Annotated in this window: 15 protein-coding genes; 4 read left to right on the plus strand and 11 right to left on the minus strand. The window is 71.6% G+C overall.

The window, feature by feature from the left end:
• Genes ACTWPV_RS09895 through ACTWPV_RS09915 form a run of 5 tightly spaced genes read right to left on the minus strand, consistent with a single transcriptional unit; the run spans position 1 to position 5,761 of the window.
• Positions 1-1,170, minus strand: a complete 1,170-nt coding sequence (locus ACTWPV_RS09895; RefSeq protein ID WP_443151501.1) for a M24 family metallopeptidase — start codon at positions 1,168-1,170, stop codon at positions 1-3.
• Complete coding sequence (locus ACTWPV_RS09900) at positions 1,167-2,015, minus strand: ABC transporter permease (RefSeq protein WP_347643049.1); 849 nt, start codon at positions 2,013-2,015, stop codon at positions 1,167-1,169. Before ACTWPV_RS09900 ends, ACTWPV_RS09895 begins: the two co-directional genes overlap by 4 nt.
• The gene (locus ACTWPV_RS09905) at positions 2,012-2,965 is read right to left on the minus strand and encodes an ABC transporter permease (RefSeq protein WP_347643048.1); all 954 of its coding nucleotides are present in this window, start codon (positions 2,963-2,965) and stop codon (positions 2,012-2,014) included. The genes ACTWPV_RS09900 and ACTWPV_RS09905 overlap by 4 nt, the downstream gene beginning before the upstream one ends.
• Before the next feature lie 4 nt (positions 2,966-2,969).
• Positions 2,970-4,553 carry an ABC transporter substrate-binding protein gene (locus tag ACTWPV_RS09910; protein WP_443151502.1) on the minus strand — a complete coding sequence of 528 codons (1,584 nt, stop codon included), beginning with the start codon at positions 4,551-4,553 and terminating at the stop codon, positions 2,970-2,972.
• On the minus strand, positions 4,553-5,761 hold the full coding sequence (locus tag ACTWPV_RS09915; protein ID WP_347643046.1) for a dipeptidase: 1,209 nt from the start codon (positions 5,759-5,761) through the stop codon (positions 4,553-4,555). The genes ACTWPV_RS09910 and ACTWPV_RS09915 overlap by 1 nt, the downstream gene beginning before the upstream one ends.
• Before the next feature lie 128 nt (positions 5,762-5,889).
• On the opposite strand from ACTWPV_RS09915, the gene ACTWPV_RS09920 reads away from it, so the two are divergent.
• The gene (locus ACTWPV_RS09920) at positions 5,890-6,891 is read left to right on the plus strand and encodes an ABC transporter ATP-binding protein (RefSeq protein WP_443151503.1); all 1,002 of its coding nucleotides are present in this window, start codon (positions 5,890-5,892) and stop codon (positions 6,889-6,891) included.
• Positions 6,875-7,900, plus strand: coding sequence for an ABC transporter ATP-binding protein (locus ACTWPV_RS09925; protein ID WP_443151504.1), 1,026 nt, complete (start codon positions 6,875-6,877; stop codon positions 7,898-7,900). The genes ACTWPV_RS09920 and ACTWPV_RS09925 overlap by 17 nt, the downstream gene beginning before the upstream one ends.
• A gap of 22 nt (positions 7,901-7,922) precedes the next feature.
• Here ACTWPV_RS09925 and ACTWPV_RS09930 read toward each other — a convergent pair whose 3' ends face one another.
• From ACTWPV_RS09930 to ACTWPV_RS09955, 6 genes are read right to left on the minus strand one after another with little or no spacing between them, the layout of a single operon-like run.
• Positions 7,923-9,521: a SpoIIE family protein phosphatase gene (locus ACTWPV_RS09930; protein WP_443151505.1), complete on the minus strand. Its 1,599-nt coding sequence runs from the start codon at positions 9,519-9,521 to the stop codon at positions 7,923-7,925.
• A complete protein-coding gene (locus ACTWPV_RS09935; RefSeq protein ID WP_443151506.1) occupies positions 9,518-11,173 on the minus strand; it encodes an ATP-binding response regulator in 1,656 nt (551 codons plus the stop codon). Before ACTWPV_RS09935 ends, ACTWPV_RS09930 begins: the two co-directional genes overlap by 4 nt.
• Positions 11,170-12,174, minus strand: coding sequence for an ATP-binding protein (locus ACTWPV_RS09940; RefSeq protein WP_443151507.1), 1,005 nt, complete (start codon positions 12,172-12,174; stop codon positions 11,170-11,172). The genes ACTWPV_RS09935 and ACTWPV_RS09940 overlap by 4 nt, the downstream gene beginning before the upstream one ends.
• 48 nt (positions 12,175-12,222) lie before the next feature.
• Positions 12,223-12,624 carry an ATP-binding protein gene (locus tag ACTWPV_RS09945; protein ID WP_443151508.1) on the minus strand — a complete coding sequence of 134 codons (402 nt, stop codon included), beginning with the start codon at positions 12,622-12,624 and terminating at the stop codon, positions 12,223-12,225.
• A complete protein-coding gene (locus tag ACTWPV_RS09950; protein WP_443151970.1) occupies positions 12,621-12,986 on the minus strand; it encodes an STAS domain-containing protein in 366 nt (121 codons plus the stop codon). Before ACTWPV_RS09950 ends, ACTWPV_RS09945 begins: the two co-directional genes overlap by 4 nt.
• Positions 12,986-13,801 (minus strand): STAS domain-containing protein, encoded by an 816-nt coding sequence (locus ACTWPV_RS09955; RefSeq protein ID WP_347643039.1) that lies wholly within the window; start codon positions 13,799-13,801, stop codon positions 12,986-12,988. Before ACTWPV_RS09955 ends, ACTWPV_RS09950 begins: the two co-directional genes overlap by 1 nt.
• Before the next feature lie 159 nt (positions 13,802-13,960).
• On the opposite strand from ACTWPV_RS09955, the gene ACTWPV_RS09960 reads away from it, so the two are divergent.
• Together ACTWPV_RS09960 and ACTWPV_RS09965 are read left to right on the plus strand one after the other, a co-directional pair.
• On the plus strand, positions 13,961-14,776 hold the full coding sequence (locus ACTWPV_RS09960) for an alpha/beta hydrolase (RefSeq protein WP_347643038.1): 816 nt from the start codon (positions 13,961-13,963) through the stop codon (positions 14,774-14,776).
• 118 nt (positions 14,777-14,894) lie between these two features.
• Positions 14,895-15,539, plus strand: coding sequence for a biliverdin-producing heme oxygenase (locus ACTWPV_RS09965; RefSeq protein WP_347643037.1), 645 nt, complete (start codon positions 14,895-14,897; stop codon positions 15,537-15,539).
• Positions 15,540-15,541 lie beyond the last annotated feature (2 nt).

The following is a 15,541-nucleotide window of genomic DNA, read 5'->3' on the forward strand; positions in this document are numbered from 1 at the left end:
TCAGATGATGACGTCGGTGAGCTCGCGCGGGTACGCCGTGAGCCGGCGCGGGCCCGTCTCGGTGACCAGGACGGTGTCGGAGATGCGGTAGCCGGCGTGGCCCGGCACGTAGACGCCGGGCTCGCTGGACAGGATCATGCCGGGGGCCAGCTCGGTCGCGTCGCCGTCGGACAGCCACGGCGGCTCGTGGAAGCCGAGCCCGATGCCGTGCCCCTGCCGGTGGCGGATGTGCTCGGCCAGCCCGGCCTCCTCGATGACCCGCAGGCAGCGGCGGTTGGCCTCCTCGCAGGAGACGCCCGGGACGAGTGCCTCGGTGCCGGTCTCCTGTGCCTCGCGGACGGTCTCGTAGTAGCGGGCCTGCTGCGTCGTCGGCTCGCCGATCACGAACGTGCGCTCGCTCTCCACGAACCGGCCGCCGACGGCGCAGCCGAGCGAGAGCATGAACGTCTCCCCCTGGCGCAGCCGGTCGCCGCCGGGCAGCCGGTGCGGCTGGGCCGAGTTGGGCCCGCCGTAGACGAGGCCGCCGGTGAGCATGGGCACGACGACGACGTCCGTGTGCCTGGCGTACATGAGGGCGCTGCCGTGGGCGATGACGTGGGAGGCCAGCTCCGTCTCCGCGGGCAGGTCGCCGCCGGCCTCGACGGCCGCCCTGACCAGCTCGACGCCGGCCTCGATCATCGCGTCGGCGATGCGGGCGGCCTCCTCGTGCAGGACGATCTCCTCCGGCAGCTTGCGCAGCCGTACGCGGCCGACCGCGTTCGAGGCCCTCCACCGGGTGTCGGGGAACGCCTCGGCCAGCGCCTGGGCCCTGGCGACGCTGGTGGATGGCGCGTACGCGGCCTGGTCGTGCGCCTTCACGTGCCCGGCCAGCACCGCGAACGGCGGCCTGACGCCGGGGAACTCCGGATAGGCGACGATCTCGGCCCGCGCCCCCTGATCCTGGGCGTACTCCCGCTCCAGGTCGGGGACGAGCAGCACGGGGTCGCCGTCGAGCGGCAGCCAGCAGGCGACCGGGCGCTCGTTCGGGAAGTGGTGGAAGCCGGTCAGGTAGGCGACGTCGAGCGGGTCGTCGAGCAGCATCGCCCCCAGCCCCTCGGCGGACATCTCGGCTCGGACCCGGCCGAGCGCGCCGGCGTAGAAGGCGTCGGGCAACTTCTGGGAGAAGGTCATGCATCGCTCCTATGGTTGCGAGCGTCGTTGTAGGCCACGGAGAGCAGGGTCGTGGACAACACCAGCAGCAGGATCGCCACCGACGGGAACAGGGTGGTCCACCAGGCGGAGGCCAGGGAGCCCGACTGCTGCGCCTTGTGCAGGATCGTGCCCCACGACCAGCTGTTCGGGTCGCCCAGGCCGAGGAAGGAGAGCCCCGCCTCGGCGAGCACGGCGCGGGAGGTGGTCAGCACGACCGACACGCCGACGACCGGGATGACGCCGGGCAGCAGGTGCTTGCGGACGATCCACCACGACGAGCCGCCGACGACCTTGGCCGCCGACACGAACGGCATGGGCACGATCGCCAGCGCCTGCGAGCGCACCACGCGGGCCACCTCAGGCCAGCTGAACAGCGCGATGACCACGACCAGCGTGCGCACGCTCGGCCCGGCCAGGGCCGCCACCAGGATCATCAGCGGCAGCATGGGCAGCGACAGGGAGAGGTCCACCAGCACGCCGAGCGGCGTGTCGAGCCGCCTGAAGTAGGCGGCGCTGACGCCGATCAGCAGCCCGATGACGATGGCCAGCACGGACGCGCTGAGGCCGACCGCCATGCTGACCCGGGTCCCCCACACCACCTGGGCGAACACGTCCTGCCCGATGTCGTCGGTGCCGAACCAGTGCGCGGCCGACGGCGGCTGCGAGGTGTCGGCGCCGTACCCCTCGGGGAAGGGCGCGAGCAGCGGCGCGAGGAGCGCGACCAGGGCCAGCAGGATGAGCAGGGCCCCGCTGCCCATGCCGAGCGGGTTGCGGCGGAAGGCGGACCAGGTCCGCTGGCGGGGGGTGAGCTCGACCGTCGTCATGAGGTACGCACCCTGGGGTCGAGGATTCCGTAGGCCACGTCCGTGATCAGGTTGGCCACCACGACGGCGGCGGCGAGCAGCACGAACGCGCCCTGAAGGACGGGGAAGTCGAGCTGGCCGACCGCCTCGTAGACGGCCCGGCCGATGCCCGGGTAGGCGTAGATCGTCTCGGTCAGCACCGCGCCGCCGACCAGGGTCCCGAGCTGGAGTCCGGCGATCGTGGTGGTCGGCAGCAGCGCGTTGCGCAGGGCGTGCTTCCACACGACCTTGCCCGGCCTGACCCCTTTCGCCTTGGCGAGCGACACGTAGTCCTCGCCGAGCGCGTCGATGAGCGTGGTGCGCATCGTCAGGACGTAGCCGCCGAGCTGGATGAGCACCAGCGACAGGCACGGCAGCACCAGGTGGTGCAGCATGCTGAGGGTGGCGGCGAAGCCGGTGGCGTCGAGGTCGACCGCCCCGCCGATGGGGAACCAGCCGAGCCAGACGCCCAGCACGTACATGAGGAGGATGCCCACGCTCGGCACGAACAGCGACTGCGCGGTGACGCCGGTGAGCTGGATCACGCGGTCCATCCAGCCCTTGGCCCGGGTGGCGGCGAGCACGCCGAGCGGGATGCCCAGCGCGATCGTCACCGCCATGGCCGAGATCGTCAGGATCAGCGTCCACGGCAGCCGTTCCATGAGCACGCTGGTCACCGGGACCGACTGGCGGAACGACATGCCCAGGTTGCCCTGGAGGAGCTGCCCCAGATAGTTGAGGTACTGAACGCCGAGCGGCTGGTCGAGGCCGAAGTCGGCGAGCAGCTTCCTGCGCAGTTCCTCGGTCATGTTCGGGTCGGCCACGGCAAGCACCGGGTCGCCGGGCAGCAGGCGCACCAGGAAGAACGTCACCGTGACCGCGAACCAGAGGGTGAGCAGGCCGCGGGCCAGCCGGATGCCGATGAACCGCATGGGATCAGCCCGCCGGCTTCGCCGCGGCGAGGGAGAGCGGGTTCAGGATGGACAGCAGCTCGCTCGGCATCGGCTTGAACCCGGTCCACTTCGTGGAGTGGGCGATGTTGAACGTCTCCACGTACAGGACGTTGTCGTAGACCTGGTCGTGGATGATCCTGGCGGCCTCCTGGATGGGCTGCTTGGCCTCCTCCTGGGTGAGCGCCCGCTGCGCCTGGTCGATCAGGTCGTCCAGCTTGGGGTCGCTGACCTGGGCGTAGTTGATGAACCCGCCCGTCTTGAAGGCCAGGCCCAGGTTGGCGGGCGGGTTGTCCATGACCGCCCACGAGCCGGCGTAGATGTCGAAGTCCCGTTTGGCGGTCTTGTCCAGGTACGTGTTGCGCTCGAGTCCCTGCAGCTTGATCGTGATCCCGGCCTTCTTCGCCGCGTCGCGGACCATGGGGGCCCAGCGGGCGATGTTCGGGTCGGCCTGGTCGTAGATCATGTTCAGGCTCAGGTTGCTCACGCCCGCCTCGGCCAGCAGTTTCTTGGACTGCTCGGGGTCGAAGACGTACTCCTTCGACGCCGGGTCGGCGTAGTCGGGCAGCGAGGGGGTCAGCACGCTGGAGTTGGAGGACTTGGCGAAGCCCTTCAGCGCGATGTTCCTGATCGCCTCGTAGTCGACGGCGTGCGCGAGCGCCCTGCGGACGCGGACGTCGTCCAGCGGCTTGCGCTTGGTGTTGTACTGCAGGTGCGCCCAGCCCAGCGACGGGATCTGCTGGAGCTTGACCTTGGGGTCGTTCTTCAGCTCGGCCGCGGTGGCGGGCGGCAGCACGTTGCCGATGAGGTCGATCTCGCCGTTGCGCAGGGCGAGCACCTCGGTGTTCACGTCGGGGAAGACCCGGAAGACGACCTCCTTGATCGCCGGCTTGCCGGGGCCGAAGTCGTCGACGCGCTCCATGACATAACGCTGGCCGCGCTCGGCCTTCGTCAGCTTGAACGGGCCCGCGCTCACCCAGTCGGAGTCGTTGGCGAACTTCTGCACGCTGGGCGCCTTCCCGAACACGTGCTTGGGCACGATCGGCAGCCAGAAGCCGACGTTGTCCAGGAACGTCCCGTCCGGACGGCTGAGGGCGAACTCGACCTCCGTCGGCGAAACGGCCTTCGCCTTGTCCAGCGCCGTGATGAGCCCGGCGACCACGCCGAACTTCTCCTTCTGCACCGCCGTCACCGAGAACACCACGTCGTCGGCGGTGACCGGCTTGCCGTCCGACCACGTCATGTCGTCGCGCAGCTTGACCGTGGCGGTCCTGCCGTCCTCGGAGTAGGACCACTCGGTCGCCAGGTACGGGACGCGCTTGCCGGCCTCGTCCATCTGGGTCAGGTGCGGGTACATCAGGCTGGTGACCCAGGAGTCCGTACGGCTGTTGCCGACCAGCGGGTTGTAGTTGACCACGTCGGCGGTGGTGCCGATGGTCAGCCGGCCGGCCTCGGCGGGCGCGCCGGACGAGCCGGTGGACTGCGACGAGCCGGGCACGCTCGGGGCGCAGGCGGCGGTCAGCGCGACGGACAGGGCGGCCAGCGCGCCAAGGACGGTGACACGTCTCATCAGATCCAGACCTCTTCCAGCACGCGCATGACGTTGCCCCCGACCACCTTGGTGATCTCCTCGTCGGAGTAACCGTGGGTGACCAGCCAGGCGATGATGTTCCAGAAGCACTCGGCGGGGTTCTCCAGGCCGTCGACGTACGGCACCTTGTCGTAGGCGATGCCGGCGTGCGCCTCGTTGAGCGACAGGTGCTCGGCGAACGTGTCGTGCAGCCCGACGTGGTCGCCGAACAGCGTGTCGGGGCCGAACGCCACGTGGTCGATGCCGACCAGGTCCACACAGTACGTGAAGTGGTCCATGACCGACTCCAGGCTGTGGCGGGGGTGGTCGGGCGACAGCGTGGTGTGCGGGGCCGCCTCGAGGCCGATCACGCCGCCGCGCTCGGCCGCGGCCTTGATGACGGAGTCGGGCTTCATGCGGTTGGTCGGCCAGACCGCGCGGGCTCCGGCGTGGGTGATGAGGATCGGCTTGGTGGAGTGGCGGATCGTGTCGAGCGAGGTCTGGTCGCCGGAGTGGGAGACGTCGATGGCGATGCCCAGCTTGTTCATGCGGCGCACGGCCTTCTCGCCGAACAGGGTCAGGCCGCCGTCGCCGCGCTCCTTCAGGCCGCTGCCCAGGGTGTTGGCCTCGCTGTAGGCGATGCCCATCTGCCGTACGCCGAAGCCGTACAGCATGTCGATCCTGTCGACCTCGTTCTCGATCATGGTGGCGGCCTCGAGGGCGAGCACGAGGCCGATGCGGCCGCTCGCGTGCGCCTCGTGCACGTCGGCCAGGCGCTCGACCTTGATGACGTAGTCCTGGTGGGCGAGGTCCGACAGGCGCATGCCGATGTCGGCGACCACGTCGTTCCACTTCCAGCCGGCCTGGCTGGTGATGCAGCAGGTGCCGTCCATGAGGTTGTCGAAGACGACGGTCATGCCGGAGCGGGCCAGGCCCGCGTACCCGGTGTGGTGGCGGGCGGTGCGGTTGTAGTCGACCGTCTGGCGGATGTCGTCGGGGAAGACCGAGGGGTGGTCGTGCAGGGAGACGACCAGGTTGTCGGTCAGCAGGCGGCGGACGCGTTCCGACTGCTCGGTGGTGAGCTCGGGCCCCTCGTACGCGGGGACCCGGCCGAGTTCGGGCGCCAGGTCGAACACGCGGTAGTCGGTGCCCGCCTCCAGGTATTCGTAGGAACGGTAGCCCTTGTAGCTCTTCGCGGCTTCCAGCACTTGGTATCCCCTCTTGTCCGATTGCCGGAAGTTTGCCAGGATCAGGCGCATAAGACAACATCGATGGTGAATTTCGGCGTCAGGGAAGAGTCATACGCCATCATTCGTCACAGCGAGGAAGGGGTGCGGTGAGCGAGTCACCGGTACTGGAGATCCGCGACCTCCACGTCACGTTCACCGCGCGCGGGCGGGAGATCCACGCGGTGCGCGGAGTGGACCTGACCATCGAGCGCGGCCAGACGCTGGCCCTGCTCGGCGAGTCGGGCTCGGGAAAGTCCGTCACCGCCAAGGCCGTCATGGGGCTGCTCGACCAGCCCGGCGTCGAGGTGCGCTCGGCGGTCGCCCGCCTCGGCGGCCGTGACCTGCTCGCCATGTCCGCCGAGGAGCGCCGCGCCCTGCGCGGCAGCGCGATGACGCTGGTCTTCCAGGACGCCCTGTCGGCGCTCAACCCGGTGCTCAGCGTCGGCGACCAGATCGGGGAGCTCTTCCGCGTCCACCGGGGCCTGTCGCGCAAGGAGGCGAGGGCACGCTCGGTCGAGCTGCTCGACCTGGTGGGCATCCCGGCGGCGGCCACGCGGATCGGCGACTACCCCCACCAGTTCTCCGGGGGCATGCGGCAGCGCATCCTCGTGGCCATGGCCGTGGCGCTCGAACCCGACCTGATCATCGCGGACGAGCCGACCACCGCGCTCGACGTGACCGTACAGGCGCAGATCCTGGAGCTCATCGACCGGCTGCGGCGCGAGCTCGGCACCGCCGTCCTGCTGATCACCCACGACCTGGGGGTGGCGGCGGAGGTGAGCGACCGGGTCGCGGTGATGTACGCGGGCCGGCTCGTGGAGAGCGGCCAGGCCGAGGAGCTGTACGACCTGCCCGCCCACCCGTACACGGCCGCCCTGCTCGCGGCCGTGCCCGACCTGGACAGGCCGGCGTCCGAGCTGCGCGCCATCCCCGGCGCGCCGCCCAGCCCCGCGACCGCATCGCCCGGGTGTTCGTTCGCGCCCCGCTGCGACCGGGCAAGCGACGTGTGCGCGAGCACGCGTCCGGCGCTCGTGCCGCTGGAGACCGGCGCCGGCCGGTACGCCGCCTGCCACCACGCGAAGGAGATGCTCGATGGCGCCCCCACCTGAACCCGCCACCACCGCCGCGCCCACCACCGCCGGGCCGGGCGAGCCGGTGCTGCGCGCCACCGGACTGCACAAGACCTACCGCGGCGGGATCCTCTCGCGGGGCGGGGCCGTACGCGCGGTCGCGGGCGTGGACCTGGAACTGCGGGCCGGGGAGACGCTGGGCATCGTCGGCGAGTCCGGCTGCGGCAAGTCCACCCTGGCCCGCATGCTCGTCGGCCTCGAACGCCCCGACCAGGGCGAGGTGACCTTCCGGGACCGGCCGTTCTTCACCCGCGGCGGCGTGCCCCGCGACATCCGCCGCCGCGTCCAGATGGTCTTCCAGGACCCGCTCACCTCGCTCAACCCCCGCATGACCGTGCTCGACATCGTGGCCGAGCCGCTGCGCGTGCACCGGCTGTGCGCGGACGCCCGCGCCCTGCGGGACCGGGTGGGGGAGCTGCTCTCGCTGGTGGGCCTGCCGCCCGAGCGGATGAACCGCTACCCGCACGAGTTCTCCGGCGGCCAGCGCCAGCGCATCGGCATCGCCCGCGCGCTGGCCACCGAGCCGGACGTGATCGTGTGCGACGAGCCGGTGTCGGCGCTGGACATGTCGGTGCAGGCTCAGGTGGTCAACCTGTTCGCCGAGCTGCAGCGCACGCTCGGGGTGGCGCTGGTGTTCATCGCCCACGACCTGGCCGTGGTGCGGCACGTGTCGCACCGGGTGGCCGTGATGTACCTGGGACGGCTGGCGGAGACCGGACCGGCGGCCGAGGTGTACGGCAGCCCCGCGCATCCGTACACGATGGCGCTGCTGTCGGCGGCCCCCGCGGCCAAACCGCGGCTGCGGGGCCGCTCGCGCATCATGCTGGCCGGCGACCCGCCGAGCCCCGTGGCGCCGCCGCCCGGCTGCCGCTTCCACACCCGCTGCTGGAAGGCCACCGACCGGTGCGCCGAGCAGGAGCCCGCGCTCGAGCCCGTCCCCGGGGACGGCCACGACGCCGCCTGCCACTACGCCGAGCGGCCGTCCTGACTCCACGCCCCGGGATCAGGGCTCAGGGATCACGGCGCAGGACGACCAGCGCGACGTCGTCCTCGCGCACGCCGAACGCCCCCAGCATGCGCTCGGCGAACTGTTCCAGGTCGTCCTCGACGGTCTCCGCCAGCCGCCTGGCCACCTCCAGGCTGTCGTCGAGCGGGGTGTCCCGGTCCTCCACGAGCCCGTCGGTGAACAGCACCATCGTGCCGCCGGGCGGCAGTTTCAGCCGGTCGACCTCATAGCGTTCCGGCAGCACGCCCAGCAGGAGGTTGCCCAGGCCGTGGTAGGCGGCGCCGGGCCCGGCGAGCAGCGGCGGGAGGTGGCCCGCGTTGGCCACCTCGGCCTCGCCCGTCACCGGATCGATGAGCACCATGCAGACGGTGGCGGTCACGCGGGGGTGATAGCGCCGCATCATCCGGTTGAGCAGGTCGAGCGAGGCGCGCAGGTCGACCTGGGCGATGAGCGTGGCGCGCATGGCGTGGCGGATCTCCGCCATCACGGTCGCGGCGTGCAGCGAGTGCCCCTCCACGTCGCCGATCGCCACCAGCACCCGGTGGTCGATCGGCAGCACCTCGTAGAAGTCGCCGCCGACCTCGACGTTGTCGACGGCGGGCTGGTAGCGCACGGCCACCTGCAGACCGGGCACCCGGGGGATGCCGGCAGGCAGCAGGCTGCGCTGCAGGGTGAGCGCGATCGCGTGCTCCTCGGTGTAGGCGCGCAGCGCGTCGACGGCCAGCGCCAGCTGCTGGCCCACCTGGCGCAGCAGGTTGACCTCGTCCGCGTCGAGCGGCGGGCCGCTCGCCACGCCGAGGTAGATGGGCGACCTCGACTTCCTCGTCCGGCAGAGCACGCCGGTGCTGGGGCCCTCCGCGTTCACGCCGGGCAGGAGAGCGCGCCAGCCGGCGGCTTCGACCGTGAACACCTGGGCTTGCGCGGCCCCCTCCGGCACCATCCGGGAGAGCCGGTCGAGCACGTCGGGACCGGCTGTGTGGGAAGTGGCCTGCTCGCCCGGCCGGGCGCAGAAGCGCCGTGTCCAGCCCTCCGGCAGCAGCGCCAGGGTGTCGCAGAACCGGCCGAGCAGGTCGGCCGTGCCCTCGGCGGCCACCGCGAGCACCTGGTCGAACGTCTCCGCCTCGTTCATCGACAGCGTCACGCCGGCCAGCCGGGCCAGCCGCCCGGCCATGAGCTCCGCCTGCCACCGCGCCCGGTAGTAGCGCAGCATGGCCCGCACGGTGGCGGCGAACTCGGCGGGCTCGATCGGCTCGATCAGGTACGCGTCGGCGCCGCGTTCCAGCCCTTCGGCGCGGTCGGCCACGGTGATGGCGTTGGCCGACACCTGGACGACGGGGATCGACGCGGTGGCCGGATCGGCCTTGATCCGCTCGCACACCTCGAACCCGGACATGTCGGGCAACCGTACGTCGAGGACGACCAGATCGATCTGCCGGCCGGCCAGCTTCCGCAGCGCCTCCTCGCCGCTGCTCGCTTCGACCACGCCGTGCCCGGCCCTGCGCAGCCATCTCGCGAGGATGTAGCGCTTGGTGGGCGTGTCGTCGACCACGAGGACGGTTCCCGGCTGGATGTCCGCCACGGGGACGGCTTCCTGTCGCGTCACGCTTCGCCCCCTCTGGCCTGGCGGATGGCCTGGATCAGTTGATCCCTGCGCAACCCGTGCTTGGACAGAACCGCCCGTCCCTCGGGCGCGTACCGCGGCTCCACGGTCACCACGACCACGGGGATCCGGCTCAGCCGATCGTCCTCGGCCATGCGGAGGAGCAGCGCGTGGCCGTCGACGCGCGGCATGAGCAGGTCGATGAGGATCACGTCGGGCGGCTCGGCGGCCATCGCCTCGAGGGCGGCGGCGCCGTCGGCGGCCTCGTCGACGTGGGTGGCGAAGCCGTGCAACATGCGGCGGGCGGCCGCGCGGAACACCTCGTCGTCGTCGGCGACGAGCACCCGCTCCAGCTCGGGCGGGCCGCCGTGGTGCGGCAGCCTGAGCGTGGCGGTGGTGCCCTCGCCCGGCGTGCTCGACAGTTCCAGCGTCCCGCCGAGCGCCTCGGCCAGCCGGCGCGCGTACGGCAGGCCCAGGCCGGTGCCCCTCGCCCCGGCCTGGAAGGAGCCCGGCACCTGGTAGAAGTCCTCGAACACGCGCTTCAGGTGCTCGGTCGCGATGCCGATGCCGGTGTCGGCCACCGTGATGACGACCTCGTCCCTGTCGTCGTCCGCGCGGGCCTCCAGCCGCACCTCGCCGCTCTCGGTGAACTTCAGCGCGTTGGACAGCAGGTTGCGCAGGATCGTGACGAGCATGCCCTCGTCCACGTACAGCGTGGCGGCCTCGGGCGCCACGTGGTGGTGCAGCTCCACGCCGCCCCGCCCGCTCGTCGGGCGCATCGTCACGTGCAGGTGCTCCACCACGTCCGTCAGGCTGATCCTGGCAGGGTGCGGGTCGAGACGGCCCGACTCGGCCTTGGCCATGTCGAGCAGCTCGCTGACGAGCGCCAGCAGAGTCTCGGCCGACCTGCCGATGAGCTCGACCTGGTGGGTCTGCTCCTCGGTCAGCGGATCGCCCCCCGGGCCCGCCAGCAACCGCACCAGGCCGATGACCGAGTTGAGCGGGGTCCGCAGCTCGTGGCTGACGGTGGCCCAGAAACGGTTCCTGGCCTCGGTCGCCTCGCGGAGCTGGCTGGACTTCTCATCCAGCTCCGCGTAGAGGGCGACCACTCCCCTGTTGGTCTCCTCCAGCTCGGCCGAGAGCTGGTTGTACATCGCCAGCACGCCCGTGTTGGTCTCCTGCAGCTCGGCGTTGAGCCGCAGCACGTCATCCAGGGTCGCGGCCAGTTCCCTGTTCTGCTCCCGTAGCTCGTCGAGGACGGAGACGGGCGCCAGCCGGGCCAGCCCGTCGCGGATGTCGGCGACCTGACCGTGCCACGGCCGCTCCCGCAACCGCTTGGCGAGCGTGACGTGCCCGTCGTCCAGCTCGACCTGGTCGACCAGCCGGCCCGCCAGCCTGACCCCCTCGGACCCGGCCAGGCCGGATCGTTGCCCGTGGCTCAGGGTGATCCGCAGCTCGTCGTCGCCGAGCGCGATCACCGCCGCGGCGCCGGGGCCGTACACCTCCCTGCCGACCTCGCTGAGCGCCGTCGCCACCCGGACCTGGTCCTGCGGCTCGAGCCCGGCCAGCTCGGCGGCCGCGCGGCCGAGGCGGCGCAGCACGAACACGTCCTTCCCGGCGTCGAGCCGGACGCGAATGAGCTCGGCCGCCTTCACGGGCCCGGCCTCGCCGCCACCACGCACACGTCGTCGCGCCTGGTGCCGGCCTCGCGCAGCAGGCACGCGGCGATCACCGACGGGGTGCGGGCGAACAGGCCGGGTACGTGCGCCGGGTCCCAGCGTTCCGACAGCCCGTCCGAGTGCATGATCACGGTGGCGTGGCCGGGCAGCTCGTACGTGAGCTGCCGCAGCCGCGCCCCCTGGTGGCCGGCGATGCCCGGCACCGACACCATGCCCTGCCGCCCCTGGGCGTGCGCGACCCACCCGGACACGTTGCCGAGCCCCGCGTAGGTCACCGCGCCGCCGGCGAGGCGCGCGACCGCGACCGCACCTCCCCTCGTGACGCCCATCCTGCGGTGCAGGTGATCCACGATGGCCAGCGGCTCCCGCTCGCACACCTGCAGGAACAGCTCCACGGCCAGCTGGGAGGCCTGCGCCGCGATGTGGCCGTGGCCCAGCCCGTCGCAGACCATGACCGTGGTGGCCGGGCCTGTCGTGGAGATGGCGAAGGAGTCGCCGCACACCTCCTCGTCGCCGATGGGCCGGGTCAGGCCGCTGGCCGCCGCCGGCGGAGCGGGCCGGCGGCCGGCGGTGAAGTGCATGGCGAGCACGGTCCCCCTGCCGGGCAGGGAGTGCACGTCGTAGCCGGTGGCGATGCGGGCGATGGCGCCCATGCCGATGCCGAGCGTCCCGGATGAGGAGTAGCCGTCGCGCAGGGCTCGGGCGACGTCGGCCATGCCCGGCCCCTTGTCGAAGGCGATGAGCTCCACCGTGGCGGGAGCCTCGGGATGGAGGCGGACCATGACGCTGCCCTCGACGGCGTGCTTGACGAGGTTGGACACCGCCTCGCTGACGGCCACCGCCATCTGCCCGGCCAGCGTCGCGTCGAACCCGGCCCGCTCGGCCAGCTGCACGGCCCGCCGGCGTACCGCGCCCACCACGCTGGGGTCTTCGGCGCGGACCCAGGCCTCCATCCGCCGGCTGGTCACGTAACTCATCTCCGGGCTCGTCTCCGACCCATTCACCGGGCCCATTCATCGGGCCATTCACCGGGCCCATTTCGTCACCGTCACCGTCGTGCCTCTTCCCGGTTCGGACAGCAGGTCGAACTCGTCGACCAGCCGGCGTGACCCGCCCAGCCCGAGCCCCAGGCCCGTGCCGGTGGTCCAACCGTCGGTGAGCGCCCGCTCGACGTCCGCGATGCCCGGCCCGTGGTCGCTGACGACCAGCTTGAGCCCGCGTTTCGGCCCGTTCTCGACGACGTGGACGCGCACCTCTCCCCGCCCCGCGTAGACGAGGGCGTTGCGCGCCAGCTCGCTGGCGGCCGTGATGATCTTGGTCTGGTCGATGAGGGACAGCCCCGCCTCGATGGCGGCGCTTCTGACGAGCCGGCGAACCGCCACGACGTCGGCGCTGCCCGCGATGGCCGTCTCCCGCCCGGCACTCACGGCACCGCGCCCCTGACGTGGCTCAGCAGCGCAACCCCTTTCTCCAGGTTGAGCGCCGTACGGACGCCGCCGAGCGAGAGCCCGAGCTCCACGAGCGTGATCGCCACTGCCGGCCGCATGCCGACGACCACGGCGTGCGCGTCGAGCATGCGGCACATCTCGCCGATCGTGGCCAGGATCCGCCCGGTGAACGAGTCGACGATCTCGACGGCGGAGATGTCGATGATCACTCCTCTGGCCCCGCGCGAGACGACCACCTCGGCCAGGTCTTCCTTCAGCGCGAGCACGGTCTGGTCGTCCAGATCCACCTGGATGGAGACGATCAGCAGGTCGCCGAGCTTGAGAATGGGCACCCGCTCCATCACGCCTGCTCCGCCCGTACGCTGACGCGCGTGGCCGGCCCGCCGCTCACCTGCACGCCGCTGCGGCTGAAGGCGTGGGCGAGCGCGTCGGCCAGCGACGTCTTGGTCACGATGTCGCCGAACTCGATGCCGAGCGTGACGATGGTGTGCGCGATCTGCGGGCGGATGCCGGAGATGACGCATTCCGCGCCCATGAGCCGCGCCGCGAACACGGTCTTGAGCAGGTGCTGGGCGACCTGCGTGTCGACGGCGGGGACGCCGGTGATGTCGATGACCGCGTGCTCGGCGCCGGTCTCCACCAGCGTCTCCAGCAGCTTCTCCATGACGACCTGGGTGCGGGCGGAGTCGAGCGTGCCGATCAGCGGCACGGCCACGATGCCCTCCCAGAGCTTGACCACCGGGGTGGACAACTCGAGAAGCTGCTCCGCCTGATCCATGATGATCTTCTCGCGGGCCTGCGCGTACGCCTCGAACGTGAACAGGCCGAGGTCGTCGATGAGGCGGGCGACCCGGATGAATCCGCGCAGCACCTCGTCGTCGGCGTGGTCGACCACGACCTCGTACAGGGCGCCCTTCAGGCCGAAGACGGCCTTGGAGGTCTCGGCGGGCGAGTAGCCGGCGCGGGCTCGCGAGCGCGACAGCTCGGCGAGCAGGCCGCGCAGGTCGGCGAGGTCGCGCCCGCCCTCCTCGATGGCGCCGAGTATGGCGCCGTAGATCTCCGCCAGCTCGTCGCGCTGCGCGTTGGCCGCCTCCGCCCACCGGCGGATGGCCTGCTCCTCATGGGTGCGGAGCAGCTCCCCCAACCGCCGTTCCACGTCTGCATGATCGGACAAGATCTCTCCAGCGGGGACTCTCGATGCGCTCTTCCGGCATCCCGGTACACCTTCCCTGCCCAGAGTCACCCCCGAGTACTACGTGCAGGTTCGAACCGTGCGGGGACGCGGATTACCCCGCGGCCTCCATAACGTCGCGGCATGTTCAGAAACCTCGCCGTGGCCGGGCTTGTCGCGACCGGCGCGTTCCTGCTGTGGCCGGCTCCGCCGGGCGGGCGGCTGGTGAAGATCTACGGAGAGCTGAAGACAGCCGACCGGGTGGCGGTCATCGTGCCGGGCGCGGACACCACGGTGACGACCTTCGACGACGGCCCCGAGCGGCCCGGGGGCGCGGCGCGGGCCCTGCTGGCCGAGGCCGCCCGGCTGGCGCCGAACGAGCGGCTGGCGGTGGTGGCGTGGCTGGGCTACGACGCCCCGCCCACGCTGAGCCTGGGCGCGATCGCCGACGGCGCGGCCGGCGAAGGGGCCGGCGAGCTGCGCCGCACCGTCGCCAGGCTGCGCGGGCGCACGGACGCGCCGGTGACGCTCCTGTGCCACAGCTACGGCTCGGCGGTGTGCGCCAAGGCCATGCCCGGCCTGCCGGTCTCCGACCTGGCCGTCTTCGGCAGCCCCGGCGTCGGCGCGCCGTCGGCCGCGGCCCTGACCGCTCCGCCCCGCACGGGGTCCGTCCTGGCCTCGCACGGTGGGCCCGCGCAGCCGCGCATCGGGGCGTCGCCGGGTGTGCCCGCCCGGCCGCGGGTGTGGGCGGGGCTCGGAGCGAACGACTGGATCAGGTTCGTGCCCAAGACCAAGCTCGGCCCGTTCGGGTTCGGCACCGACCCCATGAGCGCCGCGTTCGGCGCCCGCGTCTTCGACGCCGGCTCTGGCGGGCACAGTGACTATTTCGCGCCCGGCAGCGCGTCGCTGCGCAACCTGACCCTGATCGTGCTGGGGCGATCCGAGCAGGTCACCGGTTGAGCGGGGCTGGGCGGGGGTAGGACGAACTTTGATGACATGGTGTCGTCATCAGCTTGACGCGGGCGAGCGCCGTTTGTGACACTTCGTCATGAAAACACCAGCGGAGTAGAGGTGAGCTGTGACGACGTCGTTCTCCGAGAGCCTGCGAAAGGCCACCTGGGCCGACCACGAGTCGGCCGAGTCCGAGGGCTATCTCACCGAACTCATGGCCGGCCGGTTGAGCGAGCACGAATACGGAGAGATGGTCGCCCAGCACTACTTCGCCTACACCGCGCTCGACGGGGTGTCACGGGAACTGGCCGAGCACCCGGTGGCCGGCCGCTTCGTCTTCCCCGAGCTCTACCGCGAGCCCGCTCTCGAACGCGACCTCGCCACCGTCTACGGGCCGGGCTGGCGCGACCGGATCGCGCCGTCGGCATCCACCGAAGCCCTCGTGGCGCGCATCCGCGAGACGGCCGGCTGGCCGGGCGGCTACATCGCCCACCACTACACCCGCTACCTGGGCGACCTGTCCGGCGGACAGTTCATCCGGATGGAACTGCAGAAGATCTACGGCTACGCCAGGGGCGGGGGCGTCGACTTCTACTTCTTCGACGAGCTGGGCAGCCTGCCCCGGTTCAAGACCGAATACCGGTCCCGGCTCGACGCGCTGGAGCTCGACGACAGCGAGCGGCAGCGCGTCATCAGCGAGGTCAAGCTCGCCTACCGGCTCAACACCGCGGTGCTCGCCGAGCTCTTCCACACCGTCAGGGCCGCCGCCTGACC

This window comes from Nonomuraea sp. KM88 (genome assembly GCF_052245635.1).
Taxonomy (GTDB): Bacteria; Actinomycetota; Actinomycetes; order Streptosporangiales; family Streptosporangiaceae; genus Nonomuraea.